Source organism: Bdellovibrio bacteriovorus (assembly GCF_041888015.1).
Taxonomy (GTDB): Bacteria; Bdellovibrionota; Bdellovibrionia; order Bdellovibrionales; family Bdellovibrionaceae; genus Bdellovibrio.
Window position 1 is genome coordinate 1,578,908 of record NZ_CP168968.1, and the last position, 25,389, is coordinate 1,604,296.

Below are 25,389 nucleotides of genomic sequence, written 5' to 3' on the forward strand. Positions count from 1 at the left end.
AGAATGGACCATAGGACCTCAAGCTCTTTGTCTCTGGATTCCCGCTGCTGTTACCATCTAACTAGTGGGGGTACATAATGGGAAAATGGATCGTTGTTACTGTGATGTTCTGTTTTGGATTGGTGTCACATGCCGAAGAAGGTCATTCCAATGCATGCGCAAAAGACCGCGAAACACTGTGTGGAAATATTGAACCTGGTGAAGGTCGCATCATGAAGTGTATGCGCGACAACAAGGATAAACTATCTGCTGAGTGCAAAGCACAACACGAAAAAATGAAGTCGCACATGAAAGGTGTCAAAGAAGCCTGTCATGATGACGTTGAGAAAATCTGTGGCGATGTGAAGGCTGGCAAAGGTCGCATGATCAAGTGCATGCACGAAAATAAAGACAAACTTTCCGAAGGCTGCAAGGCCGAAATGGAAACTGGTAAAAAAATGAGAAAGGGTCACTAGATTAACCCATGCGCGAACGAAGCCTAAGGCTCAGTCTTTTTGATGCCTTTTTATGTTCACTGATGATTGGAGCTGGTGAGACGTACTTGCCAGCTTATTCTTTATCCATTGGCATGGGTGAAATCTTTGCTGGGATTCTTTCGACCTTGCCGATCGTCAGTGGCGCATTCTTGCAGTTGATCACTCCGCGTGGACTTCAGCGCATTCGTTCGCATAAAAACTGGGTGGTGGCTTCCGCGACCTTGCAGGCCTTGACGTTCTTGCCATTGATTTATTTCTCGGCGACCAAGGCTCCGAATTTTTGGATGCTGTTTTTGATTTTATCATTGTATTGGGGATCTGGATTTGCGGCGGGACCGGCCTGGAATTATTGGATGGGTCGACTGGTGCAAGTGGAAGAGGGCAGTCGCTATTTCGCCAAGCGTGCCCGGGTTTCCCAAATCGGTATTTTATTGGGATTGATCGGTGGGGGCGTAGCCTTACACAACAATGTTGAGATCGGTCCATTTTCATCGGTCTTCACGATGCTCTTCGTATTTGCTTTTGGTTGTCGCCTGTTGTCGTCGTTTATTCTGTCGTCACAGTACTTCGATCCGAACTGGAATAAAGAACCTAAGCTGGGCTTTCGCGCCTCGTGGAAGGTCTTCTGGGCGAACTCCAGCAAACGGCAGTTTTTCTTCTACCTGGCTCCCTTTCAGGCAGCGGTCTTTGTTTCGTCACCTTTTGTGACACCTTATATGCTGGCGCAGGTGAAGATGAACTACGGTTCTTATATGACTGCGATCGGGATTCTTTTTGTCGGAAAGATCCTGACGCTGACCTTGATAGATCGCTTTCGTCAGAATGCTTCAGGCTTTAGCTTGTTGGTGTTTGGGGCGGGGGCCATTGTGCCATTGCCCGCGATGTGGGCCGTAAGTTCTGATCCTTATTTTGTGTGCTTCTTACAGTTCATCAGCGGCATGGCCTGGGCGTTCGTGGAAGTGGGGCTGTCCTTGATCTTCTTTAAAGATTTAAAGCAGGAAGAAAAAGTACCGATGCTCACGGTGTACAATCTTTTAAATTCCATGGCGATCATTTTGGGAACTTATGTGGGCGGCAAGGTGTTGTGGGTGCTGGGTGAAAAAGTCAGCAGCTATTATGCCGTTTTCATTTTGGGAAGTTTTGCCAGAGCAGCGGGGTTCTATCCACTTTATCGCTACGTGAAAACGCAGCTGTGGGGGGCTTCCACTGAAAACACCCCTATCGATTCGACGGAAAAAGCTTCTTAAATTCGCGATGCAGGGACTTGTCCTGATAGGTGTCTTCGGTGGACGCCAGGTCTTGTTCGGAATAGCCCGAAAAGATTTTCACGATATTGATGTGGTTTCCTTGAATTTCAAAATAGGCACGCCAAGTTCGATAGGCGATCACAAATCCTGCGCCATCGGGCTTCACACGTTTTTTTCGAGAGTTGTCCGGTTCAAATTCCAACTGATGTTGCAAAAAACCACGAAGCTGGTGAAGTTGTTTTTGCTCCAGCCATTCCAACTCCTGCTTTGCTTCGGTGGCATAGTCCACAGTGAATTTTTCCGCGTTCTTAAGCCACTCAGGTTCAACCCCGGGGAAGGAATCGGCATAGGCCACATAAGGCTTGATGTCCAGTATGGGACTGCCATCCAGAAGGTCCGCGCCTTCAACATAGATCTTTAGCTTTTCAATGGATTTGACCTTCACGCAACTGATGCCCACAGGATTGGGGCGGTAAGGGGATCGGGTCGCGAAAACGCCCAGCTTCTTTTGGCTTCCGCGCGGAGGCAGCACCATCGGGTTCCAGTGATCATTATGGTGGAACAAAAACACCACCCAGATGCGTTCGCAGCCTTCTAGTCCCGTCAGGGCTTGTTCAAAGTTGTGACCGGACTGCAGTTCAATATATCCAGACGAATGAAAATCATCCGGCTGTCTGCCAGCTTCATAGGGGTGTACTTGCGGACTGTGAAAAGTGCCAATCGTGGAAAGCTCTATCTTTGACGCCATTGTCTTATCCATTCAAAGCCAGCTACGGCAGCGGTCACGCCTACGTTCAATGAATTCTTGCGCCCTCGCAGTGGAATGATACGCACTTCATCAATGACCTTTAGGATTTCCGGATCAAGACCAAAGCGTTCATTCCCCAGCACGAAGGCCGTGGGTTCGGCTTCAAAGGCTTCGTAAAGATCAGTCGCACTGGCAGCCGTTTCCAGAGCGACGATGCGATAACCTTCATCTTTAAGTTCTTCCAGGCATTCAAGAAGCTTCGGGGCTTCTTCCCAGGTCAGATATTCTTGTGTCCCCATGGCTGTCTTTTCAACCTTCCATTGGGTCGGAAGGGGCGTGTAACCGCAAAGATAGATCTTTTCAGCGCCCAGGCATTCGGCAGTTCTGAAAATGGAACCCACATTGAAGGCCGACCGGATATTATCCAGAACAAAAACGAGCGGAATTTTTTCCTGCGGAGTTTCAGCCTTATCATTTTCGATGACCAGGAACTCATCATCCTGAAGATTTTTATGCAGCAGTCGTTCAAAGGGGATGGCGTAACTGACAAAATGTTTCAGCGTCATGCCGCCGACCAGATGCTTTTCCAAAGAGGCAAGTCGTGTCACATCTGGATTTTCTGAAGAAATCAGATTTGCGATCTTGCTTTTTAGATCTTTAAGAGGAGCTTCCGCAAAAGAAAAATCCCCCGAGGATTTTTCCAGCTTCAGGAAAAGCTGATGAATCTCTTCGAGGGATTTTCTGTCCTGAGCTGAAAGGCTCATTATTTCACTCTCTGGCCGACCTGAGCGCCTTCATCTGCTGACAGGACAAACAAGTCACTGCCACCAGTTCCCGCTGCCAGGATCATGCCTTCAGACATACCAAATTTCATTTTACGAGGTTTCAGATTCACGCAAACCAAGACCTTGCGGCCCACCATCTGTTCCGCCTTATAAGCGGCTTTGATGCCGGAAATGATCTGACGAATTTGACCTTCACCGATATCAACTTTAAGTCTAAGAAGCTTGTCGGCCTCTTTGATCTCTTCGGCTTCAATGATCTGACCAATACGCAGATCCACTTTGTCAAAATCAGCGAATTCAATTTCCGCGGGACGTGCATCAGCAGGTGCTGCGGCCGCAGGGGCAGCTGCTTTCGGCGCTGCTGTGGATGCGGCTTTTTTTGCGGCCTGAAGCTCTTCATTGATCTTCTTGCCTTCTTCGATCATGGCTTTGACCTTGTCAGCTTCAATACGAGTCGCCAAGTGTTCATAGTCATTGATCGGACAGTTGATCAGAACTTTATTCAAGTCAGACCACTGGTAAGTGGATTCGTTTAGAAGTTTCGCCACTTTGTCGCTGTAATAAGGCAGAACTGGTTTCAAATAGATCGCAAGCAAGCGGAACATATTCAAAGTCGTTGTGATGACTTGTTTGGTTCCGGCTGGATCCGTATCGATTGTTTTCCAAGGCGCCTTTTCATCGAAGTACTTGTTGGCATCATCAGCCAATCCACGGATTTCAGTCAGTGCTTTGGCGAAGTCACGAGCTTCATAATGAGCGGCAATAGTTTCTGCCGTTTTCTGTGCGTGCTCGATCAGCTTTTTGCCCTCGGTATCGGGCTCGCTCATCACTCCGTCCATTTTCTTTTTCAACATCTGGCCACCACGGGAGCCCAGATTTGTGATTTTACCCACAAGCTCGGAATTCACACGGCCAGTGAAGTCTTCCAAATTCAAATCGATGTCATCCACAGAACTGTTCAGTTTTGTGGAATAGTAATAGCGCAGGTATTCCGGATTCAGATGATTCAAGTAAGTTCTTGCGGCGATGAAGGTCCCTTTGGACTTGGACATTTTTTCGCCATTGACCATCAAGTGGCCGTGAACAAAGACCTGATTCGGAGAACGGAACTCTGCCGCCTTCAAGAAAGCCGGCCAGAAGATTGTATGGAAGCGGGCAATGTCTTTGCCAATGAAATGATAGATTTCACGGCTCGGGTCCTGCCAGATGTCTTTCAACGTCTTGCCCTGATTTTTTGCCCACTGTTCAGTCGTGGACATGTACCCCATCGGAGCATCCACCCAAACATAGAAGAATTTTTTATTGTTCGTGCCCGGAATCGCAAAGCCAAAGTAAGGCTCATCTCTGGAAATATCCAGATCCTTCAGATCTTCATTGAACCATTCCAGCATCTTTTTAGAGATCTCGCTGGAGCAGTGTTTAGGGATCCATTCTTCAAGGTAAGCTTTAAAGTCGTTCAGTTTAAAGAAGATACTGTCAGAGTCCTTCAACACCGGAGTGTTTCCACACATGGAGCAGTGAACTTCTTTCATGTCGCTCGGGGAGTAAGTCGATCCGCACACATCACAGGAATCGCCGTATTGTTCTTTCGCGCCGCACTTAGGACACGTGCCCTTCACGAAGCGGTCTGGAAGGAACATCTTATCGTGATTACAGTAAAGCTGCTGGATGGTCTGAGTGCGCGTGTGGTTGCCTTCTTGCATCTTCTTATAGAAAAATTCGCACAGAAGACGGTTTTCTTCCGAGTTCGTGGAGCCAAAATGCGAGAACTGAACTTGGAAGTCTGCAAAATCCTGAGTGTGCTCTTTATAGCTTTGTGCAATCAAAGCTTCCGGAGTGATCTTCATTTCGCGGGCTTTGACCATGATCGGAGTTCCGTGAGTGTCATCAGCGCAGATGAACACGCACTCATTGCCTCTCATGTTCTGAAAGCGGGCCCAGAAGTCGGCCTGAAGATATTCCACAAGGTGACCCAGGTGGATGTATCCATTCGCGTAGGGAAGAGCACAGGTGATCAGAATCTTACGTTTGTCGTTCATTTATCGAAACTCCACATTTCCAGCTTCTAGATTATAGACAGCCTTAACAACCTTTACCTCACCCGAGGCCACAGCGTCACGCAGGATTGCAGAGCGTTCTAGCAGATCATTGCCCAGGCCTTCAGCGGCCATCAGGTCTCCACAAGAGTCAGATCCCAGCACCACCACCAGATTGGTGCCCAATGTGCCTACAGAATATTCAAGGCTTTCCTGGACGTTCTTGTCCAGGATCAGCTCACCAGTGCGAACAACATAAATTTCACCCAGTTTTTGGTCAAAAATGATTTCCGGGGACACGCGGGAATCGCTGCAGGTAAAGACCGCCGCATGGGGGCGCTGCAAAGTGGCAACCCGGCGACGGTCTTTGGCGGAAGCGCCATCGCTGCGGAAGGTTCCTTTGACGAAACGGGTGTTTCCATTTTTCAGCCAGCCCAGGGATTTTTCTGCCGGGACGGGGCCGGCTTCGCGAGGAGTTTTACCATGAGTCTCATGAATGTGTTGAGCCGCAGCGGCAACAGCCTCTTTCACTTCGGAGGCATGGGCTTGTGCTTCAACATCATCACCAACCTGAACCGGAGTCATTTCTTTTGCGCCGCCGGTGCTTGTTGCTTGAGCCGGAGCTTCCTTCACGTTGCCTTTGGCATCTTTCAGATAAACTTTGGTCTCTTGATTCGGGGAGCGGTCGCGAGTGAACGAGGCACACGCCGTCAGATTCAGAGCTAAGAGGGAAATTAGAAGATAGTTTTGCATTCGAAGTCCTCCGTAAGCTCTTATTGTCAGGACCTCCATTGAGTTAGGTCAAATTAAAAACAAAAAAACTACCGCTGCCACAGCCAAGAATCTAGAATGGGAAAATCATCTCGAAAGCGAGGGTCTTATGACATTGCCGATTCTTTCCCCCAGTGAAGTTCAAAAGCAGCTTTTACAGCGCCAGTACGCCGCTCAAGGGACTTATCTTGCGATGTACAGCTCTTGGCTTGGCGGTATTGTAAAAGACCCAGGACTGATGATGGTGCCTGTTGATGATCATCTGGTTCATCGTGGGGATGGAGTTTTTGAGGCGATTAAGGTTGTCGACGGGCAGGTTTTCCTGATGCAGGAACATCTGGAGCGCTTGGAAGCCTCGGCCGGTCAGATTGGTTTATCCTTGCCGCATTCCTTGCCTGAAATGAAAGATATTATTTTGGAGACCACAAAAGTTTCCGGAGCGCGCTTTGCAGTTTTGAGACTCTATATTTCCCGTGGTCCGGGATACTTTAGCACAAATCCTTACGATTCAATCAGTTCGCAGATGTATCTGATTGTGACTTCGTTCACGCCCTTTACGGATGAAAAATACCTTAAAGGCGTCAAAGTCGGTCGCAGTCAGGTTGCGCCGAAAGACCCGTGGCTGGCCCGAATCAAGACATGCAACTATCTTCCCAATGTCATGATGAAAAAAGAAAGTGTGGATCGCAAGATTGATTTCACCATCGGGATTGACGGACAGGGCTTTATCACTGAAGGCAGTACAGAGAATATCGTGTTGATAGATAAGGAAAAAAATCTGCTTCGCCCCAAGCTTCGTCAGATCTTGAAGGGCACAACAATGATGCGCACTTTTGATCTGGCTGAAGGTCTTCTGGGTGAAGGACTTTTGAATTCAATTCAGGAAAAGGACCTGACGGAACAAGATATTCTTTCTGCTTCCGAAGCCATGATGATCGGTACGACCTTGGACGTCTTGCCCGTGGTGGAATACGAAGGTCAGCAAATCGGAGCTGGTCAGCAGGGGCCCGCAGCGTTTCGTCTGTTGCAGTTGTTGCGTGAAGATATGAAAAAGGGGCCGAAGACGACCCCTGTGATGTACTAAACTTCCAGTTGAATCTTATCCAGCAGTTCTGGATCGCTCAGGACTGCTTCGCCGCCCTTGGCAATCGCTGTCAGCGGGCTTTCGGCCACACGAACCTGCAAGCGCACTTCGTTTTGAATACGCAGATCAAAGTCACGAATCAAGGCGCCACCGCCAGCCAGGGTGATACCTCTTTCAATGATATCAGACACCAACTCCGGCGGAGTGTGCTCCAGGGCTTTGTGAATACCATTGATGATCTCTTGAATACAGCCATTCATGGCAAGACCCACGTCTTCGGAGCTGACCTCCATCGAGCGGTTCATGCCTGTGTCGGTATCGCGACCTGAAACCGTCACGCTGCGAATATCTTTTTTCGGAACGGCAGTGCCGATCGTAATCTTGAGATATTCCGCAGTCGTTTCAGAGATATTCAGTTTTTTGTACTTTTTGAAGTAGTCGATAATGGCGTCATCCAGGCGGTGTCCACCTACGCGAACAGCTTCGCAGTAAACGATATCAGCCAGAGCGATCACCGCGACCTCTGTGGTGCCACCACCGATGTCGATGATCATGTTGCCTTCAGCGGATTTGACATTCAGGCCAGATCCAATGGCAGCGGCCATGGGTTCGTCGATCAGGAAGACTTCTTTAGCGCCGGCAGCTTTACAAGAATCAATAACGGCTCTTTTTTCCACTTCCGTCACGCCATAAGGCAGGGAAACGACCACGCGTGGGCGGGAAAAGGCACTTTTGACTCCGGGCTGACTTAAGAAGTGCTTCAACATGACTTCAGAAGTTTCAAAGTCAGCGATCACTCCATCACGGATAGGTTTTTGTGCGAAGATATTGCCGGGGTTGTTTGCCAATTTTTCTTTGGCGTCAGAGCCCACGGCAATTACACGTTTTTTACCTGGGCTTGTCTGTTGATAGGCAATCAATGAGGGTTCATTGAGGATGATCCCTTTTCCACGAGCTGCGATCAATGTATTGGCTGTTCCCAAATCTACGTAAAGATCTGCAGCAGTACCGGAATCGTCCTTAAAGAACCATGACAACATATTACTTACCGAATCCTTTGTGGCTTTCAAATGGGAAGGTGATGAATAAAGAAATGTAAGAGTAGGATTTATTCAAATCCACTCCCAGTTCCGCGCCCAGATTAACCTCGTTCCAGTCAACATAGTGGAATTCCGTTCCAATGGCGATGTTGCTGGCAACGATATTTTCTTCTTTTGTGTTCAGGAATGTGAACGGAACAGCAACGTAGGGCACAGTCAGGCCGTAGTCGGTGTCAACGCGTTTGGAGACAAGTGGAGCCACTTGCAACTGCAGCAGGTTTTCGTCCTCGTCGCGAGCGAGTCCTGCGCCGACACGGAAACCCATGGCAGGTTGATTGTCCACGTCAGGAATTGGAATCCATTTCACGCTGGCGAAAGCATTGAAGTCCACGGCCCCAGCCCCCATGCTGATGCGAGCGCTGGTGGAATCGTTGATCGCCGTATCCAGGAATACGTTGAAGTTTGCTCCGCCGCCCTTGTTAGTCAGGATTTGGGGTTCCGCGCCCAACTGGTACTTGCCCGGAGTCAGAACTTCCCCGGATTCCGCGATGCTCAAGTAAGCATGCGCTTGCGAAGACAAAAACAGAGCAAAAACGAAGTATTTAGCAAATTTCATGAATAAAAACCTTTCGACTCAAAAAATCGTATCGACTCGCGAATCGTTTGACAAGACTTTGATCCAAAGAGACTCTGAATAGGTGATAAAACTGCCGATTTCTCTCGTGATCATTACTTTGAATGAAGAAGCTCACATTGAGCGCTGCATTCGCTCCGTCCCTTTTGCTGACGATGTTGTGGTGGTGGATAGCTTTTCGACGGATCGCACTGTTGAGATTGCCCAAAAATGTGGCGCCCGGGTTTTCCAGGAAAAGTGGAAGGGTTTTGGCCCCCAGAAGGCTTTTGCCACGGCTCAGGCTAAAAATGACTGGGTCTTGTCTTTGGACGCTGATGAGGCCTTGAGCCCTGAGTTGGCCGAAGAGCTTTGTCAGAAGTTTGCGTCATTGGATCGTGAGGCGGGGTATTTGTTCCCGCGCAAGTCCTATCATTTGGGACGTTGGATCACTCACGGCGGGTGGTACCCGGATTATCAGCTTCGTTTGTTCAATAAAGCCCAGTCCCAGTGGAATGCGGCGGATGTTCATGAAAAGGTTGAAGTGAAAAGAAAGCTCAAAGTGGCGCACGACCTGCATCATTGGGTTTTCGATAGTCTGAGTGATCAAGTGGTCACAAATGACCGCTATTCAACTTTGGGGGCCAAGCAGTTGATGGCCTCTGGGAAGAAGTTTTCTTACTTTAAGTTTTTCACGAAACCTGTTTCCAAGTTTATTGAAACCTATATTGTTAAGCGTGGTTTTATGGATGGGATTCCAGGTTTTATTATTGCCGTGGGCGCGTCGTATTCCATATTCCTGAAGTTCGCCAAAATGTGGGAGGCCGAACGTGTTCAGAAGAAATCCAACAGTTAAAGCTCTTTCTTATATTCTGATCTTGGTGGTCTTTGCCTTAAAGGCGGGGGCGTCTGCACCTAAGTATCCTGCGGTGCGGGAAGTTCGTGGGGCTGTTTGGTTGACGGGTAAGGACGGTAAGCGTCTGTCTTTGCGAAAGCCGGTTGTTTTACGGGAAAAGGCCGTTCTGGAAACCTCATTGGATGGGGAAGTTAAAGTGCAGCTTGATGAAAAGCGATCCTTCACCTTGCTGGGTGCGGGCGAGCTGACTATGCCGGTTATTTCCTGGGAAAGTGGAGAAGCTCCTGTGGTGATTTTGAAGACGGGGCAGTTGCACTGGCAGCAAAAGCTGTCGGACAAAGCGGCTTACAACGTTGCTGTGCGTTCGGACCTTTTTGAGTTCATAGCTCCTGCAGGTGATTACGTTTTAAGTATTGACCCGTCAAGGGCTGTGGCCGGGGTGAGGATGTTTGAAGGCTCGATGGAGTTTTCGGCCCTTAACGGAGAAGAGAGCGCCAAAGTGCAAAGTGGGCAGCAGGTCAGCTTCCAGGGGGTTCTGGAGGGTGGAGAGATCACCTATGATATTCTGCTAAAGGGAAAGAAGATTCCAAGAGGTCGTCTGACGGCGGTGACTCCGTTGGACCTGAAGGAACTGGCTAAGGCCGGTGAAGCGGAAAAGCTTCGTCAGAAAAAGGAAAAGCTGGAAAGAGAGCGTTTGGCCAAAGCCAAGGCCCTGTCGGTCAGAGAGGGGGCTATTTGCCAGCATCCCTCAGGGCGTTTCAACGAGTGCTCATGGACCTGTTTGAATAACCCTAAAAAAGAGAAAAAGGCCTGTTTAGTGGCTCAAGCAGGGGTGTCCTGCATCCGCCATCGCTGTAATGCCAACGGGGAATGGGCCGAAGAAACGGTGCTGGATGCCGAAAAAGGTGGCAGCACCTGTAAGGCGCAGGTTGTCGTAGGCCCTTGTGATTATTAGGACTTTTTAAAATCCTGATCCCGGGGCCATTTTCTTGCTTGCACTTTGTTCGGCAAGGCCCTATAAAAGATCTTCCTTTTGTGGTGGGTATAGCTCAGTTGGTAGAGCATCGGATTGTGATTCCGAGTGTCGCGGGTTCAAGCCCCGTTACTCACCCCAATTTTCTTCTCTTTTTATCCCTCAAAATTTAGACCCTACGATTTGGTTTTACTCAATGAACGGGGCCGTCACAGCTTCTGCTAAAAGCAATCTCCTAACTCGCGCTCTAAAATCTCTATTCGCCGCACCTTTCCTAAAGGCCTAACAACTTCTTCTTGGACCTATAGCTACACTCGGCTTGCACAACTCAGAATAAAAATCTCCACATGATCCCCATCATCCTTTCTCTCTATTGCAGTGAGACCAAGATACGAATTTGCCGTTGTCAAGATTGTGTCAAAAATAGGGAGATCCTAGCATCGGTGAATAGAAGCTCTCGGGTCTACGCATTTATCGTAGCAGATCTACTCTGCCAGAGGTTGTATGCGCTTAAGTTTGAAGTGGAAAATTATTGGTTTGGTGGGGTTGCCGTTAGTGACCTCTTGCATCTACGGAGCTTTATATCTTTTGGGGGATTGGCGCATTCTCAGGCAGGCCAACGAGTTGGTTGAAAATGGAAAATTTATCGAGGTCAATTCAGACCTTATTCACGAGATTCAGATTGAGCGGGCGCAAACGGCGCTTTATCTGGGCGGAAAAATCACGGTGTCTCAGTTGGAAGAACAGCATCAACGTGTTCTCGATAAGTGGAATGCTGTCGCCAGCCAACTTCACAAGGTTCAAGTTGAAAACACAGCAGCCCGCATTTTTGCAGACGTTCAAAGGGATCTCGCGAAGTTCAGAGACCAAGTGCGCTCAAAGTCAATAGAGCCACCAGATGCGACCCGGCAAATCACGAGCCTGATTGCTCAACTTATTCAGACGGATATTCTGGTTGCTTCAGATGAAACTCTGAATGGTATGGAAATGAGTCTTCTTAGTTTGGCGATGTTAGAGATGGGTAAGGAATACGGAGGACGGCTGCGTGCCGGTATGTTGAATGTTTTATCCTCCAATCAATCTCTTTCCGCTCAGCAAGTTTCACAGTTAGAAAGCTTGCGCTCAGGGATTCATGTCAATCTCGACTCACCGGCCATGATGATTTCCCCAAAGGCCAAGGAGCAACTGCATGCCTTTAAGCAGTCTGCAGAGTGGGGGTTAGTGCAGGAACTTTATGCCAAGGTTGTAAATAAAGCGACAGAAGGGAACTATAATGAAGACCCTCAGAAGTTTTACCAAATGATAACCAAGGCCTTGAACTCACTGGGAAGCATTGTGAAATTTGAGGTTCATCAGGTTGATAGTCAAATTCAGACGCTGCATACGCAGATGCTCCGCTCTTTTGGGTTTACTTTAGCGGTTATCATGGTGCTTTTGGTTGCGGTTGTGATTCTTGCTGTGATCATGATTCGCAGTCTTACCAAGGCATTGCAACAGACGGTGGGCAGTTTGGCAGAGTCGGCCGAAACCATTTCATCTGGAAGTCAGCAGTTGACGTCGGCCAGTCAGCAAGTCGCCAGCGGCGCCGTGGAGTCCGCCAGCTCGTTGGAAGAGGTAGTGGCTTCGCTGGAAGAACTAAATAGTATTGTCGCCCAGAACTCTCAGCGCGCCAAGCATGCTGCAGAATTGTCCAAAGAAGGACGACGGGTGGCCGAGAGTGGAAAGACGGAGATTGAACTATTGATGGCGGCAATGAGTGAAATCGCGCAAAGCTCCAAACGAATCGAAGAGATCATTAACGTCATTGATGATATCGCATTTCAGACAAACCTTCTGGCTCTCAATGCGGCGGTGGAAGCCGCTCGTGCCGGAGAGCAGGGGAAAGGCTTTGCGGTTGTCGCAGAGGCTGTCCGCTCTCTGGCGCAAAGAAGCGCTGTCGCCGCTAAGGATGTCGCCGGGCTCATTCAAGACAGCGCGGTGAAGGTGGGGGAAGGAACAGCAAGGGCCGACTCCAGCGGCGGAGTTCTGACTAAGATTCTTGTGACGGTCGGAAATGTCTCGCAGTTAAATACGGAAATTGCTCATGCCAGCGAAGAGCAGGCGACGGGGCTCAGTCAAATCAGCAAAGCCATTAATGAGCTCGATTCGGCCACTCAACAAAATGCCTCGGCCGCAGAAGAGGTCTCGGCATTTTCTGATCAGATGAGCCACCAGGCGGTGGGAATACATGATTTGGTAAAGGCTTTATCGAGTCTGGTCGAGGGGGATGAGGAAGTGCCTCCGGCTTCGGATATACCGGCTTGATCAGTCGCAACCGAGAGTCAGCTATAGCGGCGTAGCCAACAGTTCCGTCCGCAAGACCCGCTTTTTACTCGTATCCAGCAACAACAACCCGAGAGGAGTCACTTCCAAATTAATCGATCGATAGGTGAGAAGCTCAGAAGGAAGCACCCAACCTTGCGTGGAAATCTCCACGAAGCCTTGATTGGGATGAGCCGCCCACACCTGAGCTGTTTGACCTAAGGTCGTACTGTTGGCGGTCACAAAGTAGCTCCATCCCGTGGTCTTGTCATACACAGCGTGAGTCCACTTGGTGATGTTCGGCTTGCCCGGTAAAGTCAGGAAGTTCACCAGATCATAAATCTTAGGATCCGCAGCTTCCGTAGCCACCGTGATCTTACGCAGTCGCCAGCCATCAAAGACCAGTAGATCTCCATCGGCATTGGCTTGCATGCCATAGATGTCACTCAAGTAAGCGCCCCACGAAGCCTGACCATGATCTGTGCCGACATAGTTCGCAGGCCCGGTGCCTCCGGCCACAGGCTTGATTTTTCCGGTGGAACTGTCGGATTCAAAAATCCACAGATCAGTCTCATCCAACAACCCCGAAGATCCATAGAAATAGAGCTTCCCATTTGGTAGGAAAGTTCCCAGCTTGCGGGTCGCACGCAGATTGTAACTTGTCCCAGAGGCATTGAATGAACCCACATTAGAAGCCGGGTAGTCCGAAGCGGCCGGAGTGGCCTGGTAGTAATAAGGTCCAACAGTAAGGCTGTATTCCAAAGTGTTGTTATCCCAAGTGGTCATATTGTATGAACTCCACAAATTGGCCGGAGTCCCTGCAATCTGCGAGAAGGCCGCAATACCCGTCGAAGACACCGTCAGTGAGGCATAGGCCGAGCTGTTTCCGGCAGTGCCATGGAAACCCGTCGCAATCTTATCAATGGCTTCTGATCCCGGAGTCGACGTATCCACATGCAGACGTCTTAAGTGGCGCGGACCGCGAATATAAAGATACTGGGTGGTGGGCTCGTAGCTAAAGCTGGAAATCTGTGTGAAAGCAGTTTTAGAAGGATCTGTGCCGTTACCAAAAGTGAAGAAAGGCTGTCCCGCCACCAAGGAATTCCCGAAGGTCCCTTGATCATCCACAACTTTGAACAGCTCGTTGGTGGTGGACGAGAAGGCATAAATAAAATCCTTGGCCGCCCCCAGATAATAGATAGTGGACATGTTTTTATAGTGCTTGTCCAGGTTGAAACTCACAGACCATGTTTCGCTGGAAAGATCAAAGTAAGCAAGCTTGTTGCCCTCATACTGAGTTCTCAGGCAGTAGATTTTATCCGACTGCGAGGCCACCTGTGTGCAGCGATTAAAGAATGAGCCCCACGAATTATCCGTCATAGCGTCTTTGGCGATTTTATATTTGCCATAAGCACCCTGGTGTTGCAGCTCGATAGTTTTGCCATTGACCTGAATCCAGATCTTTTGCAAATCAGGTCGCATCAGCGTCAAATAAAGATCCGAAGTCGGGCAAGGAATCGGGGAGGCATCCGCCATCGTATCCACGGCCCCCAAAGTGCCACAAAGTCCCGGAGTTCCCAGAAGAAGAACAGGATTTTTCCCTGCAGAGTTGACATCAATCATCCAAAAGGCTTCGTCCGAGAAGTAAATCAAATGCCCTGTTTTCACATAACGAAGGGCTGCAGTTTGTTCCTTATTCAGCACGGCGCTGTTGTATTTCAGTGTCGGAAGCTGCTTGCTCCAAAGAATGGTTTTATCAGAAATACGGATGCGCGCCATCGCCGAACAGATATGGCTAAACACCAACATCTGATCGGACTCATCAATGTCGAGAATGCTCGGACTGTTGAACTTTCCATTGGCGAAGTCACATGTCTGCGAATACGGGTCCCCCATCCAGGTGGACACCAATCCGGTTTCAGGATTGACGGTCGAAATGCTGTTAAATTTAGTGAAGTACAAACGATTCTGTGAATCTGCGAACATGCCATACTGACCCGTGGCTGTGTTTGCGGTTAAATCTGCAGCATTGATATGAACACCGTTGTTCAAATTCCCAGGCTCGCCAATCAGCACTGACCACTTGGAGTTCACGGCATTGGAAATCGCACTGGTAACAACTCCAGCCTCAGATGTACAAGTCACCAGAATTTTCAGGGGAGTGGTCGACGAAACAGTCTGCCCGGTCGGAGTCGTTGCGGGCATCACCCACGAATAGTTTCCCGTGGTCGCACTGAGATTGTTGGGAAGATTTTCGGCAATCAAATGGAAGCTCACGCCATCATCGACAGTGTATTGCAAAGACTTGATCGGATTTGTCGCCAACTGAATAGGCCCCGCGCCCGGAGAGCAGGACCAGGCAATAGTCACAGGACTGGCCGGAGCATAAGTTTGCCCACCGACCGGAGAAGTCAGATACACCAATGGAGGATTTCCCAGATCCAAAGTCACTGTTGTTGAAAGACTGTTGCTGACCGTTCCCGCAGCATTGCGCACTTGAGCATAAATGGTCTTAGTGCCGCCAGGATTCTTCAGGGTAACGGTTCCTGCAGCAGCATAAGGCACCCAGGTCGCGTCAGCAAAATTAGCCAGCTCTGAAAATCTCATTCCCGTGATCGCCGCAAAAGAAGAAGAGGCGGCAAGTTGAGTCGTCGTATAAGCAAAACCAATTGTCGCGGCACCATTGGCAATCGTGAATGAAGCCAGAGTCACCACGCCGGAATCCACAATCCAGTTATAAACTAGCGGAATGCTAATATTCCCGACGGTGTCAGAGGCTTTAATAGTGAAGCTGTGAGGTCCTTGCGAAAGAGAACTGAAGGAAATGCCACTGCTGCAATCTGCAAAACTTCCAGAGTCCAATTTGCATTGGTAAGAATCGAAGGCCGCGCCCCCAGTTTCTGTATGAGTGAAGCTGAAGGTGGCCGTGGTATCCGTGGTTGCAGCGGAGGGTTTGGCTGTCAACTGCACCGTGGGCGCGGTTAAGTCCACCACCCAAGTATAGCTGTATTCGGCAGAGGTATTTCCAGCCGTGTCCACAGCTCTAATTTTGTATGTGTGTGTATCTTCGGAAAGGCTCACGAGTGGAACCAATGCGGCACAGCTGGTAAACGGTGCCGTCGGTTGAGCCAGCGTGGTGTGTTGGCATTGATAGCCCGCAATCTGGGAAGTGGCATCTGTGGCTTCGAAATTAAACGTCGCCGAAGTGGAATTGTTTAAAGATGTCGGCGTCTGGGTTACGGTAAGAACAGGAATGTCTGTATCCACAGTCCAAGTTGTCACGGATTGGCGAGAAGTATTGGTTTTAGTGTCCGTCGCCAGAACTTTGAAAGTATGCAGGCCCGAGCTAAGGCTGGAAAAAACCTGAGGACTGGTGCAGTCATACCACTCCTGTTCATCCAAAGAGCATCTGTAAGCAATCGGCGCTGAGGAGTTGGCCTTGAATTCAAAAACAGCATTCGTATCAGAAGTAAATGTAACAGGCTTGGCAGTAAAAATAGGAAGGGATGAGTCTGACTCGGACAGTTCCACTTGCATTGTACAAGCCGACAGCCCCAGATAAAAAGGCAGGGCAAAAGCTAGAAATGCTTTGCGCAGAAGCCATGTTACGTTCCGGATAGAATCACCGTCATTAACCATATGAAGACTTATCGGAACATCACGGTTTTTTTACAGATTTTTATCCGCTAAAAGTGCGATTAGTGTTCCACGTACGAGTGAAGACTCGTCTCAGGCCGGGACAGATTTGCGAGAATTCCATCAGTAGTCGTAACTGATTAAAGATTTAAAATGAGCTGGTACAGCTGCTTTAAATTTTAAGCGTGTCTTGCTGTGAGGATGAGTTAATTCCAATTCCGCAGAATGTAAACAGAGATTCTTATACGAAGTGTTCCCCTGGCCATATTTGGGATCACCTACAATGGGATGCCCTTCTTCTGAGAGGTGAACACGGATCTGGTTTTTCTTTCCCGTCAAAAGATTGATTTTCAGAAGAGAAAACTTGTCCGTCTCCTTCAGCACTTCGTACTCAGTGATCGCAAGCTTGCCTTCGCTGGAGTCCGAACTTGAGTGCACCACATAGTCTTCATCTTCACTCAGATAACTTTGAATGACTCCGGATTTCTTTTTCATCACACCATGGACAATGGCGTAATAGGTTTTCACATTGTCTTTCCAGTTGTCTTTTATAAACTGCTGGGCCTTTTCAGATTTGGCGAAAACCAAGACTCCAGAGGTGGCCTGATCCAGACGGTGAATCACATAGACGCATTTATTGGATCGCGGATTTCCCTTACGCACGAACTGGTTCAAAAGATTGTGAACAGTGTTTTCCCGCTCCCACTTGGCAGCGACCGTCAGAATACCCGGAGCTTTATTGCCGACAATAATATCCAGATCCTCATGCAGGATTTCAAAACCTTTCGGTTGATATTTCTTGGGAATTTTCTTTGTCGCCAATGGAAGTCCTTTTGTACGCTAAGTCGTAACATAATCCTTCTTTTGACAGCAAAAGTCACTAACTTCCGAAGGTCGCTAGTACGCAATAGCCCGTTAATACTAAACAGGATCTGTCAGATAGACTCTATTTTCTGAGGAATCAGATTCTTTTCCTTTAAGAAAGTGTCGTTGAAAATCTTAGAGGTATAGCGAAGAGCCGAGTCACAAAGCACTGTCGCAATAACCAGATTTTTACCTTTGTTGGCCAAAGCATACTTGTAAGCGGCATAGACATTCAGGGCGGCAGAGGTTCCAACCAGAAGTCCATCATGCTGGGCCAGATGATAAAGCATCGAAATCATCTCTCCATCATTCACCTGAACCGCATCGTCAATTTGCGCCTCCTTGAAGTTTGCAGTCAGGCGCATGATACCGATCCCCTCGGTGATCGAAGAACCAGTGGATTTGATTTCTCCTGTTGTCAGATACGAATACAAGCCCGATCCCATCGGGTCCACCAGTCGAATGTGGATATTGGGATTTTTCTCTTTCAAGAATCGAGAAACTCCTGCGATGGTTCCGCCAGTTCCGGCTGCTGCTGCAAAGGCAGTCACTTTACCTTCGGTCTGGTTCCAAATTTCAGGACCGGTGGTCTTATAGTGGCTTTGAAAGTTCGCCGTGTTTTCAAACTGATTCGCCCAAAAAGCCCCGCGTTCTTCAGCGATACGGCGAGCCGTATGATAAAAGTGATTTTGATCCGCAAACGGGCAGGGTGCGACCGTGATCAGCTCAACCCCCAGCGCATTCAGTGTTTGATATTTCTCTGCCGCCTGGTTGTTCGGCATGACGATCACGGATTTATATCCACGTTGCGCGGCTAAAGTGGCAAGACCAATTCCGGTATTCCCAGCGGTCCCTTCGACAATGGTGCCACCTGGTTTTAACAATCCATCGCGTTCAGCCTGTTCAATAATTCCATGGGCCGCGCGATCCTTCACGCTTCCGCCGACATTCAGGAATTCGGCCTTACCGTAAATATCGCAGCCAGTGATTTCAGACAAAGAATGAATTTTTAAAAGGGGAGTTTGATACAGCATGAGTTGAGCTTATGCGATTGAAGCCCCAAGAGGGGAGGAAATTCCCCTCTTGCCATTAGGTGTTGAAGGCTATTTAAGAAATGCCGCCAAAGTCGTGACCATCGGCGTGGTTTTTCTTCCGATAAGTTGGCTGAGCTGATGAGACTCATCGAAAAGACCCCCTTGAGCGGCGGCAGCATCGGATTGCGCCAGAACGCCCGCAAAGCCCTCAGGCAATCCGACTTTCACCAAAACAGCTTTGTAATCATTCTCTGGCAGATCGTTATATTTCACTTCTTTGCCGGATTGTTTAGAGATCTCTGTAGCAAGCTCACTCAGTGAATAACTTGTATCCCCGGCCAGTTCATAAACAGGTTGAGGATCTTTCATCGTCAGCACTTGTGCTGCGGCTTCGGCATAGTCTTCGCGAGAGGCTGAGGAAATACGTCCTTCCTTGGTAGAGCCAAACACAGCACCATGCTCGACGGCAGATTTTACAGTTCCGACATAGTTCTCGGTGTACCAGCCGTTACGAAGCAGGGAATAACGAATGCGGCTGTCTTTGATAAGCTTTTCAGTTTCCTTATGTTCCTGCGCCAGAATCAAAGAGGACGTGTCAGCATGTAGAATACTGGTATAGGCCAGCAGTTCCAGCTTGCCATATTTTTTCGCTGCATCGATCACGTTTTTATGTTGCTGTACGCGAGTCCCGACTTCGCTGCCCGAAATAAGAAGCAGCTTGGTGATGCCTTCAAAAGCCGTCGGCCAAGAGGACGCATCATTGTAGTCGGCTTTGCGAATTTGAATGCCCAATGATTTTAGATTTTCAGCTTTGGCAGGGTTGCGAACCGCAGCCACGATCTGATTTGCCGGGACTTTTTTAAGTAAGGACTGAATGACGAGTTGACCCAATTGGCCAGTGGCACCTGTAACGAGAATCATAAAAACTCCTTTTCTAGTGTTTTAAATCGCTATCAGTATAGTTTCTTATTTCGATCCGATAAATAGCTTTAATAGCAATAGAATGTTTCATATAATGAAACAATGGACAGATTAACGGCAATAAATGTGTTTATAGAGGTCGCCAAGACTGGAAGCTTCACCAAGGCTGCGGACAATCTCAATATGTCGCGCCCGATGGTCAGCCGCTATATCAGTGTGCTGGAGGATTGGGTCGGCATCGGACTTTTGCAAAGATCCACCCGCAATGTGGCCCTGACTCCCAGTGGAGAAGCCTATCTTGCGAAGTGCCAGCAGATCCAGGACATTGCCTTCGATATCGAGGTCCGTTCTCGATCGACCGCCAGTAAACCCAGCGGTGCCATTCGGGTTGCGTCCAGCGTGTCGTTCGCCACAGCTCAATACAAAGAACTCTTTGCGCCGTTTCTGGAAAAGTATCCGCAGGTGTCTATTGATCTGGTGGTGACAGATCGCCAGGTGAACCTGATTGAATCCAAAGTGGATTTTGCAATTCGCATCACCAACAATCTGGATCCGGGCATTGTTTCCAAACAACTGGGAATCTGTCATTCCTGTCTGGTGGCGGCTCCAGAGTATCTCAAGAAAAACGGAACTCCAAAAAAAATTGAAGAACTGCGTAAGCACATCTTAGTGGCTCATGATCACTTTAAAAGCACCCGCCTGATCATGCGTAAAGACGATCGTCAGGAAGAGCTGACATTCAACAGTCCTTTTAGCTCAAATGAAACTTTGGTTCTTTTAGAGGCCGCAAAGGAAGGGCTGGGGATCACCATGCTGCCTCGTCATCTGGTGCAGGAAGAACTAAAGAAGAAGGCGCTGATTCAGGTGTTGCCGGACTGGAGCCTGCCGGAGCTGGGACTTCATATTGTATTCACGAACCGTAAAGTAATTGCTCCACAGGTGCGGCTGTTCATCGACTTCCTTTCCGAGCGCGCGCGAAAACAGGTTTGGTAAAATTCAGTTGAACCCAAGCTGATTGCCTGTCAGAGTTTTCTTGTGAAAGAGGTAAATTGAATGAAGTCAGTCATGCTTGCAGCCGGTTTGTTGTTGATTGGAGCTTCCAGTTTTGCAGAGGAAGCCGTGAAAGATAACTCCTTCCTGATTGAAGAAGCCTACAATCAAGATCCGGGAGTTGTGCAGTTTATTCAGGCGTATCAGTACATGGACCCCGTGCATGAGTGGGGCTATTCATTCACCAACGAAATCCCGATGGGCGGTCAAACGCATCAGTTTTCATATGTGATTCCGGTGATGAAAACTCATGATGCTGCCGGAGATGATCAAACTCAGATTGGTGATGTGCTGTTGAACTATCGCTATCAACTTTTGAACACGGATTTAATTGCCATAGCTCCCAGACTGTCTTTGATCGCGCCGACAGGGGACTATAAAAAAGGCTTTGGTAACGGCGTGGTCGGTGTCCAATTCAACCAGTCCGTCTCTATTAACATCAATGACCGTTGGACAAATCACTGGAATGCGGGATTTACTTTCACTCCGGATGCCAAGAACGATCTGGGGCAGACCGCTTCGATCTTTGGTTATAACTTCGGCACGAGCGTGGTTTACAATGTGACTCCCAAAACCAATTTGCTTTGCGAGTTTGTTGTGAATAACAACGAAGTTGTGACCGGTCAGGATCAAAAGGGTTCCGAGACAACTTACTATATCGTCCCTGGTATTCGTTCTGCTTTCCAAGTAACAGAAGATACAGAAGTGGTGCCGGGCATCGGCGCGCTATTGGGGCTAGGCCCTTCGGCGGTGGAGCACGAGCGCGGTGTCTTCCTGTATCTTTCTATTGAATCCAAATTGTTCTAGTAAATTTCGATGGCTCGGGAAACGCTGATTTCCCGGGGCACTTGCTTGGTCAGCTTGATATTTACAAATGAAACCGTGTCTTCTTTCTGAGTTCCGTATTTGCGAGTGCTGACGTACTTGTAGGAAAGAAGATCCTTGGCCGACTTGTCCGGAGACCCCAGTTTCTTCTCCAGACGATCACGACTCATCATCAAGCTGGTTTTATCCGCAAAAGCCGTTGAGCGCAGAACCTCTTTGGAAGGGGAGCAGTGACGGCTGTATTTGTACGGAGTTCCAGCCCGGATCAAGCGGATGGCGGTGACGATTCCTTCGGGACCGCCAGCCTCGCCGGATTCAAACGCCAGAAGAGTTTTGTCGGCCCCTCGATAGCAGACCCCCCGGACAAGATTGCCAGCTTGACCCTCTTGAAAAACATAAGCGGGTCCTAAAGAAGTTTGGACACTTTGAAGATTGGCTATACCGATGGCGTGCCCCAGAACAGTTTGAGCACCCAATGAAATTTCCTTGTTGTTCCCCAGAAAGCCAAAGGTGGACTCTTCATTGGGAGAGGTCGTGACGCAACCCACAGTTGCTAAAGTAGAAAATAGAATTAGAATTTTTTTGAAAAATGCCATCTTGCTTTCTCCTAGGGGTATTATGTTCTCGGGAGAGGCGGGGATAGTCCATCAAAAAAATCCCGAGAACTTCTTTGTTATGCGAATTAAATTATAGCCCTGCAATATTCAGAGGCGTGATGTTGCAAAATATCTAAGGCGCAACACTCAAGGCCGAATAAAAACATAATTTGCTTGATCATGCCTCGGTGGGTCTATAATCCTTCGCTTCTATTTATGACAGAAATTCAGGAACTTCCGTATTTTGCCAAAAAGCTCCATGAGCTGTTCGAGGTCAAAAGAGCCAAGAATAGACGGTATTCCCTTAGGTCCTTTGCCAAGTTTTTATCAATGAATCCGGGGACGCTTTCGGCCATTATGAAGGGCAAGCGCATGGTTCCTTTGCAGGATGCTGCCAGCGTGATGTTGAAGCTGGAACTGGCTCCCGATGAACAGGAAGAGTTTCTTTTAAGTCTGGGCGTTAATAAGCCACCTGCGACCTCGGCCTATAAACTGGATGCAAGCAAATACGCGATTCTTTTTGACGAGTGGGAGTACTTTGTCATTTTGGCCGTTTTCCGCTTGCCCGATTTTGAAAGCTCCGCCACTTGGATTGCGCAGAAGACCGGGATCGCGAAGGCACGCGTGGAAGTTTGTCTCCAAAATCTGGAAGAACTGGATGTAATCGAGCGTCCGAAAGAAGGTGTCTGGAAACGCCAGCATCAAAGTCTGTACTCTTCGCATGATATTTCCTCCAAGTCTTTGCAAAAGGCGCATTTGAATACATTGGATATGGCCAAAGAAAGACTGCCGTTGATTCCTGTTGAAGAGCGGGATTATTCCTTTGTGACGGTGGCTTTGGATGAAAAGCGTTTTAAGAAGTTAAAAAAATTAGTTCTGAAATTCCGTGATGAAGTCTTTGAGCTTGATGAGCAATCTCAGGGTGGGGATCTTTATCGCGTGGCTTTGCAGTGCTTCCCCATCTTAAACAAGCACGAATAGGAGTCTGGCATGTTGTCTATCTTAAGCCTTATTCTTTTTTCTTCTCTGACTTTTGCCGGTGGTGATTGGGTCGGTAATGGTGGAAATGTTCTGGAATGTGCCTCCTCAGAAAAGGTTCAGCTTTTGGACTATTACGAAGGCGAGCAGCAGCGACAGATTTCTGTCAACTTGGGACCGGGAGCCACTTATCGGGAAAGGGTGCTTTTTGCGCTGGATCGTCTTAAGAGCGTCAACCCCACGCGCGCAACTCGATATAAGCAATGGTTTGCGACTTTTGCTGAAGAAACACAGTGGTTCTCTCAAGGAAAGTTTTTACCGATCCGCGATTCCGGCGCCGTGATTATTCCGGTAGAATGTGAAATCCGCCAGATCGCCATTCAGCGCCCGGAAGATTTGATTATGCCGGGGGATAAGCGCTATCTGGTGGATCTGCGTTTGTGGAATCGGCTCTCTGAGCAGGACAAGGCGGGTTTGGTTTTGCACGAGTTGATTTATCGCGAGGGAATCGAAAATGGGCAGTCTTCTTCTCCGCGGGTGCGCTATTTCAATCAGATCCTAAGCTCATCGGAAATTTCGACCTACAACAGCCTGCAGCTTCTGAAACTGGTAAAGCAAGTAGGCTTTGGCGTGACGGACTACTACGGTTGGGCCGTGAATTTAAGGCAGGCCACTTATCACGATAACGGCACTTTAAGAGGCGCTCTGGGGGTGGGAGGATTCTGGCAATCTGTCAGTCTGAAAAACCGTTGGATCGGTTTTTATGAAAACGGAAGCCTCGCTCATTTCTCTATTGATTCTTTAGAGCCTGTTTCTGTGAGTGTATTCGGCCAGGAAGTCACCTTGCAGGGTGAAGGCTCGTCGGCGGTACTTTCGCGGATTTCATTCTATGAAGATGGAACTGTTGAGTCCATGCCTGTCAAAGGCTCTATGCAAATCAATTTGCAGGGGCAAAGCGTGCGGGTGGCCAATACCTCTGGCGGTATTTCATTCTGGCCCGACGGCAGTCTGCGAGAGGGAACTTTGCTGGATGTCTGGCACTACGGCGAAGAAAGACAGGCCGTTCAAGGAGCTGTTGAGCTGGATGAAAAAGGCCATCTGATTCGCCGGGCCTTTCCGTTATTCTAAAGATCACCCGTAGGCCGAGTGATCTTTAGGTGAAAAGACTTAGTGCGGATAAACTTGCGCTTTTCCATCTTCCGTCATGATCACAATCACGGTGTAAGAACCGCCATCCACCGGAACATTCAAAAGGAACTGGCGCTCTCTGAAATAAAGCTGATCGTTGTAAAATTCCAAAGTCGCTTGGTAAGTGGAGGAATCAATGCGCACCATTCTAGGTTGTGCGGTGATGGCGTTTTCACCATTTAGGTCCCTCAGGCTTGGCTTATAGAATGTGTTAGATGCCGCAGGAACGATCTTTCCATTGATGCAGTCCGCTTCCACCAGGAGCAAGATAACTTGAGTCGTGATGGCTTTTTTAATGACCAGTTGTACGGTCGGAACCAAAAGCTCAGAACGATTTGCCTGTTTTTCACAACGATATTTCAAAAGCTCAGGAGCATCCAGTTTAACGGTTTGGGCCTGGCTGATAGCCGCAGTCATAATAAGAGCAAGAGACAATAGAATACGCATATTTCCTCCAAAAGGTTTTGACGTGGGGATAACCAAAATTGGAGCGGGCATAAAGACAAAACGAAAAAGAGCTGTAGTTCTTGTTGCCGAACGACTTCAGATGCAACACCGCTGCGGCCCTCAGAGGATCTGGCAGGTTAGACTATTTTCAGTCTGTTTTCTTGGAGCTAAACTTTGACCTTCTTTGAATAGTTTCCATGAGGGGAAGTTTATTCTGAGTTGTATTCTGACAAGCATATTATTTGAAAGGGCATCAATCGTCTTGCACGAACTTGATCGTGCTTTGATAACTCACGATGTGCACAATTTCTTCCCTTGAAGCAGAATTCAAACTTATGGTTGCTGCTGCCTGAGCAATGGCCTGATTCTTCAGTGAGAAGGGACGGGAGGGAGGGGTAGTCATAGATCCCTTGAGTTTTCGGCAGGCGGGGAAAGGGTGGGGAAAATGGAGAAGATGCTGGTAAAAGCACGAAAAAGGGCTTCGAACGGGTGGTTTTTATATAGAAATGAGGAAGGCTCTTTAAAATCTAAATATGAAATATACTTTTGGGGTGGGTGATTTCGCTGCTTTTTTGAGCAAAAACGCTGTTTTGCACGGTAAGTGGGCAAAAATAGTGCGTTTTGCCGTTATTATTTGCACAAATAATTCTTGCAAGATGGTCCGAATGGGCCTATAAATCGAGACCTCATCGCCGCTTCTGTTTGAAAGCAAACAAATACAGCCGCTCGATTAATTGATTTGTATTCAATTAAGTGATGCGCTCGTTTTAGTGGTTTTGAGTTTAAATATTTTTTCGAAAAAGTTCTTTTTGAAAATTTTCGAAAAAATGTTTGAAAGGGTGTTGACAAGGACTTCGGTCTTCGATAAAACACTCACCTCGCCGCCAAGAAACATTAACGGCGAGTAAGAATTTCGCTCTTTG

Annotated in this window: 22 protein-coding genes and 1 tRNA gene; 11 read left to right on the top strand and 12 right to left on the bottom strand. The window is 48.3% G+C overall.

All coding sequences use genetic code 11. From position 1 onward, the window contains the following. Positions 1-77: 77 nt before the first annotated feature. Both ACES2G_RS07650 and ACES2G_RS07655 read left to right on the top strand, forming a co-directional pair. A complete protein-coding gene (locus ACES2G_RS07650) occupies positions 78-455 on the top strand; it encodes a cysteine rich repeat-containing protein (RefSeq protein ID WP_374001747.1) in 378 nt (125 codons plus the stop codon). Positions 456-463: 8 nt separating this feature from the next. Further along, positions 464-1,723 (top strand): MFS transporter, encoded by a 1,260-nt coding sequence (locus ACES2G_RS07655; protein WP_374001748.1) that lies wholly within the window; start codon positions 464-466, stop codon positions 1,721-1,723. Here the strand turns inward: ACES2G_RS07655 and tsaA are convergent. The 4 genes from tsaA to ACES2G_RS07675 are packed head-to-tail and all read right to left on the bottom strand — an operon-like array spanning position 1,695 to position 6,045. Then, complete coding sequence (gene tsaA / locus ACES2G_RS07660; protein ID WP_374001749.1) at positions 1,695-2,471, bottom strand: tRNA (N6-threonylcarbamoyladenosine(37)-N6)-methyltransferase TrmO; 777 nt, start codon at positions 2,469-2,471, stop codon at positions 1,695-1,697. The genes ACES2G_RS07655 and tsaA overlap by 29 nt on opposite strands. Beyond that, positions 2,456-3,235, bottom strand: coding sequence for an RNA methyltransferase (locus ACES2G_RS07665; RefSeq protein WP_374001750.1), 780 nt, complete (start codon positions 3,233-3,235; stop codon positions 2,456-2,458). The genes tsaA and ACES2G_RS07665 overlap by 16 nt, the downstream gene beginning before the upstream one ends. Then, a complete protein-coding gene (metG, locus tag ACES2G_RS07670) occupies positions 3,235-5,295 on the bottom strand; it encodes a methionine--tRNA ligase (protein ID WP_374001751.1) in 2,061 nt (686 codons plus the stop codon). The genes ACES2G_RS07665 and metG overlap by 1 nt, the downstream gene beginning before the upstream one ends. Further along, positions 5,296-6,045 (bottom strand): carbonic anhydrase, encoded by a 750-nt coding sequence (locus ACES2G_RS07675; RefSeq protein ID WP_347359674.1) that lies wholly within the window; start codon positions 6,043-6,045, stop codon positions 5,296-5,298. Positions 6,046-6,172: 127 nt separating this feature from the next. On the opposite strand from ACES2G_RS07675, the gene ACES2G_RS07680 reads away from it, so the two are divergent. Beyond that, positions 6,173-7,147 carry an aminotransferase class IV gene (locus tag ACES2G_RS07680; protein ID WP_374001752.1) on the top strand — a complete coding sequence of 325 codons (975 nt, stop codon included), beginning with the start codon at positions 6,173-6,175 and terminating at the stop codon, positions 7,145-7,147. Here ACES2G_RS07680 and ACES2G_RS07685 read toward each other — a convergent pair. Further along, entirely contained in the window at positions 7,144-8,187 is a 1,044-nt protein-coding gene (locus ACES2G_RS07685; protein ID WP_347359480.1) for a rod shape-determining protein, read from the bottom strand. The two genes, ACES2G_RS07680 and ACES2G_RS07685, sit on opposite strands and share 4 nt — an antisense overlap. Before the next feature lies 1 nt (position 8,188). Continuing rightward, positions 8,189-8,803, bottom strand: coding sequence for a hypothetical protein (locus ACES2G_RS07690; protein WP_347359481.1), 615 nt, complete (start codon positions 8,801-8,803; stop codon positions 8,189-8,191). Between the two features lie 82 nt (positions 8,804-8,885). Here ACES2G_RS07690 and ACES2G_RS07695 point away from each other — a divergent pair, with 82 nt between their 5' ends. The 4 genes from ACES2G_RS07695 (at position 8,886) to ACES2G_RS07710 (ending at position 12,930) form a co-directional block, all read left to right on the top strand. Beyond that, entirely contained in the window at positions 8,886-9,653 is a 768-nt protein-coding gene (locus tag ACES2G_RS07695) for a glycosyltransferase family 2 protein (RefSeq protein ID WP_347359482.1), read from the top strand. Continuing rightward, positions 9,628-10,608, top strand: coding sequence for a hypothetical protein (locus ACES2G_RS07700; RefSeq protein ID WP_347359483.1), 981 nt, complete (start codon positions 9,628-9,630; stop codon positions 10,606-10,608). The genes ACES2G_RS07695 and ACES2G_RS07700 overlap by 26 nt, the downstream gene beginning before the upstream one ends. A gap of 83 nt (positions 10,609-10,691) precedes the next feature. Then, positions 10,692-10,767 (top strand) — tRNA-His (locus ACES2G_RS07705). Positions 10,768-11,130: 363 nt separating this feature from the next. Next, positions 11,131-12,930, top strand: coding sequence for a methyl-accepting chemotaxis protein (locus tag ACES2G_RS07710; RefSeq protein WP_374001753.1), 1,800 nt, complete (start codon positions 11,131-11,133; stop codon positions 12,928-12,930). 21 nt (positions 12,931-12,951) lie between these two features. Here ACES2G_RS07710 and ACES2G_RS07715 read toward each other — a convergent pair whose 3' ends face one another. The 4 genes from ACES2G_RS07715 to ACES2G_RS07730 all read right to left on the bottom strand — a co-directional run bounded on the left by ACES2G_RS07715 (position 12,952) and on the right by ACES2G_RS07730 (position 19,382). After that, positions 12,952-16,566 carry a hemagglutinin gene (locus tag ACES2G_RS07715; protein WP_374001754.1) on the bottom strand — a complete coding sequence of 1,205 codons (3,615 nt, stop codon included), beginning with the start codon at positions 16,564-16,566 and terminating at the stop codon, positions 12,952-12,954. 120 nt (positions 16,567-16,686) lie between these two features. Then, the gene (locus ACES2G_RS07720; RefSeq protein ID WP_374001755.1) at positions 16,687-17,385 is read right to left on the bottom strand and encodes an RluA family pseudouridine synthase; all 699 of its coding nucleotides are present in this window, start codon (positions 17,383-17,385) and stop codon (positions 16,687-16,689) included. 113 nt (positions 17,386-17,498) lie between these two features. Then, on the bottom strand, positions 17,499-18,461 hold the full coding sequence (locus ACES2G_RS07725; RefSeq protein WP_374001756.1) for a cysteine synthase A: 963 nt from the start codon (positions 18,459-18,461) through the stop codon (positions 17,499-17,501). A 69-nt stretch (positions 18,462-18,530) separates the two neighbouring features. Further along, positions 18,531-19,382 (bottom strand): SDR family oxidoreductase, encoded by an 852-nt coding sequence (locus ACES2G_RS07730; RefSeq protein ID WP_374001757.1) that lies wholly within the window; start codon positions 19,380-19,382, stop codon positions 18,531-18,533. A 102-nt stretch (positions 19,383-19,484) separates the two neighbouring features. On the opposite strand from ACES2G_RS07730, the gene ACES2G_RS07735 reads away from it, so the two are divergent. Next, positions 19,485-20,375, top strand: coding sequence for a LysR family transcriptional regulator (locus ACES2G_RS07735; RefSeq protein WP_374001758.1), 891 nt, complete (start codon positions 19,485-19,487; stop codon positions 20,373-20,375). Positions 20,376-20,435: 60 nt separating this feature from the next. Further along, positions 20,436-21,239, top strand: coding sequence for a hypothetical protein (locus ACES2G_RS07740; protein ID WP_374001759.1), 804 nt, complete (start codon positions 20,436-20,438; stop codon positions 21,237-21,239). Here ACES2G_RS07740 and ACES2G_RS07745 read toward each other — a convergent pair. After that, positions 21,236-21,853, bottom strand: coding sequence for a hypothetical protein (locus ACES2G_RS07745; protein WP_374001760.1), 618 nt, complete (start codon positions 21,851-21,853; stop codon positions 21,236-21,238). The genes ACES2G_RS07740 and ACES2G_RS07745 overlap by 4 nt on opposite strands. A 216-nt stretch (positions 21,854-22,069) precedes the next feature. On the opposite strand from ACES2G_RS07745, the gene ACES2G_RS07750 reads away from it, so the two are divergent. Both ACES2G_RS07750 and ACES2G_RS07755 read left to right on the top strand, forming a co-directional pair. Then, positions 22,070-22,834, top strand: coding sequence for a DUF4423 domain-containing protein (locus ACES2G_RS07750; RefSeq protein WP_374001761.1), 765 nt, complete (start codon positions 22,070-22,072; stop codon positions 22,832-22,834). A 9-nt stretch (positions 22,835-22,843) separates the two neighbouring features. After that, a complete protein-coding gene (locus ACES2G_RS07755; RefSeq protein ID WP_374001762.1) occupies positions 22,844-23,959 on the top strand; it encodes a hypothetical protein in 1,116 nt (371 codons plus the stop codon). A gap of 39 nt (positions 23,960-23,998) precedes the next feature. Here ACES2G_RS07755 and ACES2G_RS07760 read toward each other — a convergent pair whose 3' ends face one another. Next, positions 23,999-24,466: a hypothetical protein gene (locus ACES2G_RS07760; RefSeq protein ID WP_374001763.1), complete on the bottom strand. Its 468-nt coding sequence runs from the start codon at positions 24,464-24,466 to the stop codon at positions 23,999-24,001. Between the last annotated feature and the right edge of the window lie 923 nt (positions 24,467-25,389).

Coding starts and splice junctions, on each gene's coding strand:
- ACES2G_RS07650 (WP_374001747.1), top strand. CDS start 78: ATGGGAAAATGGATCGTTGTTACTGTGATGTTCTGTTTTGGATTGGTG.
- ACES2G_RS07655 (WP_374001748.1), top strand. CDS start 464: ATGCGCGAACGAAGCCTAAGGCTCAGTCTTTTTGATGCCTTTTTATGT.
- tsaA (WP_374001749.1), bottom strand. CDS start 2,471: ATGGCGTCAAAGATAGAGCTTTCCACGATTGGCACTTTTCACAGTCCG.
- ACES2G_RS07665 (WP_374001750.1), bottom strand. CDS start 3,235: ATGAGCCTTTCAGCTCAGGACAGAAAATCCCTCGAAGAGATTCATCAG.
- metG (WP_374001751.1), bottom strand. CDS start 5,295: ATGAACGACAAACGTAAGATTCTGATCACCTGTGCTCTTCCCTACGCG.
- ACES2G_RS07675 (WP_347359674.1), bottom strand. CDS start 6,045: ATGCAAAACTATCTTCTAATTTCCCTCTTAGCTCTGAATCTGACGGCG.
- ACES2G_RS07680 (WP_374001752.1), top strand. CDS start 6,173: ATGACATTGCCGATTCTTTCCCCCAGTGAAGTTCAAAAGCAGCTTTTA.
- ACES2G_RS07685 (WP_347359480.1), bottom strand. CDS start 8,187: ATGTTGTCATGGTTCTTTAAGGACGATTCCGGTACTGCTGCAGATCTT.
- ACES2G_RS07690 (WP_347359481.1), bottom strand. CDS start 8,803: ATGAAATTTGCTAAATACTTCGTTTTTGCTCTGTTTTTGTCTTCGCAA.
- ACES2G_RS07710 (WP_374001753.1), top strand. CDS start 11,131: ATGCGCTTAAGTTTGAAGTGGAAAATTATTGGTTTGGTGGGGTTGCCG.
- ACES2G_RS07715 (WP_374001754.1), bottom strand. CDS start 16,566: ATGGTTAATGACGGTGATTCTATCCGGAACGTAACATGGCTTCTGCGC.
- ACES2G_RS07725 (WP_374001756.1), bottom strand. CDS start 18,461: ATGCTGTATCAAACTCCCCTTTTAAAAATTCATTCTTTGTCTGAAATC.
- ACES2G_RS07730 (WP_374001757.1), bottom strand. CDS start 19,382: ATGATTCTCGTTACAGGTGCCACTGGCCAATTGGGTCAACTCGTCATT.
- ACES2G_RS07735 (WP_374001758.1), top strand. CDS start 19,485: ATGGACAGATTAACGGCAATAAATGTGTTTATAGAGGTCGCCAAGACT.
- ACES2G_RS07740 (WP_374001759.1), top strand. CDS start 20,436: ATGAAGTCAGTCATGCTTGCAGCCGGTTTGTTGTTGATTGGAGCTTCC.
- ACES2G_RS07745 (WP_374001760.1), bottom strand. CDS start 21,853: ATGGCATTTTTCAAAAAAATTCTAATTCTATTTTCTACTTTAGCAACT.
- ACES2G_RS07750 (WP_374001761.1), top strand. CDS start 22,070: ATGACAGAAATTCAGGAACTTCCGTATTTTGCCAAAAAGCTCCATGAG.
- ACES2G_RS07755 (WP_374001762.1), top strand. CDS start 22,844: ATGTTGTCTATCTTAAGCCTTATTCTTTTTTCTTCTCTGACTTTTGCC.
- ACES2G_RS07760 (WP_374001763.1), bottom strand. CDS start 24,466: ATGCGTATTCTATTGTCTCTTGCTCTTATTATGACTGCGGCTATCAGC.